An 818-nucleotide genomic window follows, 5' to 3' on the forward strand; every position below is an offset into this window, starting at 1 on the left:
CAGAGGGTCAGAGGTTCGAATCCTCTATGGCTCACATGTATACGCGGGTGTGGCGGAATTGGCAGACGCACTAGACTTAGGATCTAGCGCCTTACGGCGTGGGGGTTCGACTCCCTTCACCCGCATACGCGGAAGTAGTTCAGTGGTAGAACACCACCTTGCCAAGGTGGGGGTCGCGGGTTCGAATCCCGTCTTCCGCTCCATTATTTTTAATACAGTGCCGGGGTGGCGGAACTGGCAGACGCACAGGACTTAAAATCCTGCGGTGAGAGATCACCGTACCGGTTCGATTCCGGTCCTCGGCACCATGTATAATTTTGCGCCCGTAGCTCAATTGGATAGAGCGTTTGACTACGGATCAAGAGGTTATGGGTTCGACTCCTATCGGGCGCGTTCTCTTACGGGAAGTAGCTCAGCTTGGTAGAGCACTTGGTTTGGGACCAAGGGGTCGCAGGTTCGAATCCTGTCTTCCCGATAGGAACTTTAATTATATAAAAATATGGGGGCTTAGCTCAGCTGGGAGAGCGCCTGCTTTGCACGCAGGAGGTCAGCGGTTCGATCCCGCTAGTCTCCACCATATTAAATTTACAAACTAGATAACGGCGGTGTAGCTCAGCTGGCTAGAGCGTACGGTTCATACCCGTGAGGTCGGGGGTTCGATCCCCTCCACCGCCACTACTTATTAGTTGTAGAATTATAATTTGGACCTTTAGCTCAGTTGGTTAGAGCTAACGGCTCATAACCGTTCGGTCGCAGGTTCGAGTCCTGCAAGGTCCATATAATTTTGGAGGAATACCCAAGTCCGGCTGAAGGGATCG

At 52.4% G+C, this 818-nt stretch carries 9 tRNA genes (1 of these 9 running past the window's edge); all 9 read left to right on the forward strand.

Annotated elements, in window-relative coordinates:
* Positions 1-43: 43 nt before the first annotated feature.
* A tRNA-Leu gene (locus HMPREF2737_RS10115) sits at positions 44-125 on the forward strand.
* 3 nt (positions 126-128) lie between these two features.
* Positions 129-203 (forward strand) — tRNA-Gly (locus HMPREF2737_RS10120).
* A gap of 16 nt (positions 204-219) precedes the next feature.
* A tRNA-Leu gene (locus HMPREF2737_RS10125) sits at positions 220-308 on the forward strand.
* Positions 309-319: 11 nt separating this feature from the next.
* Positions 320-393: transfer RNA gene (locus HMPREF2737_RS10130), tRNA-Arg, on the forward strand.
* Positions 394-401: 8 nt separating this feature from the next.
* A tRNA-Pro gene (locus HMPREF2737_RS10135) sits at positions 402-475 on the forward strand.
* 26 nt (positions 476-501) lie between these two features.
* Positions 502-577: transfer RNA gene (locus HMPREF2737_RS10140), tRNA-Ala, on the forward strand.
* A 24-nt stretch (positions 578-601) separates the two neighbouring features.
* A tRNA-Met gene (locus tag HMPREF2737_RS10145) sits at positions 602-675 on the forward strand.
* 28 nt (positions 676-703) lie between these two features.
* A tRNA-Ile gene (locus HMPREF2737_RS10150) sits at positions 704-777 on the forward strand.
* A 9-nt stretch (positions 778-786) separates the two neighbouring features.
* Positions 787-818 (forward strand) — tRNA-Ser (locus HMPREF2737_RS11675); it runs 173 nt beyond the window's last position.

Source organism: Staphylococcus sp. HMSC069D12, from assembly GCF_001810405.1.
Classification (GTDB): Bacteria; Bacillota; Bacilli; order Staphylococcales; family Staphylococcaceae; genus Staphylococcus; species Staphylococcus haemolyticus.